Source organism: Lacinutrix chionoecetis, from assembly GCF_053604665.1.
In genome coordinates this window covers 1-285 of the sequence record NZ_JBSHNQ010000007.1, presented here as the reverse complement: position 1 = coordinate 285, position 285 = coordinate 1, and the positions used below count along the sequence as shown (strand labels likewise).

At 40.4% G+C, this 285-nt stretch carries 1 protein-coding gene; it reads left to right on the top strand.

Annotation, left to right across the window (positions count from 1 at the left end):
• Positions 1–250, top strand: a 250-nt coding sequence (locus tag ACVC43_RS00035) for a T9SS type B sorting domain-containing protein (protein WP_452222526.1), incomplete at its 5' end; no start/stop codon positions are given.
• Between the last annotated feature and the right edge of the window lie 35 nt (positions 251–285).

Genomic DNA, 285 nt, shown 5'->3' with positions numbered 1-285 from the left:
ACCAAATGGCGATGGTTACCACGACACCTGGAACATTTATGGCATAGGCGACCAGCCAGATGCTATAATCTATATCTTTGATCGTTTTGGAAAACTGTTAAAACAACTTAGCCCAACAGGCGCAGGATGGGATGGAACTTATAATGGTAACCCAATGCCAACAAGCGATTACTGGTTTACTGTAGAATACAGAGAACCAGGCACAGACCAAAAGAAATCGGTTCGTGCGCATTTTACGCTTAAACGCTAAAATAAAAAACAACTGTTTGTAAATAATAAAATGCC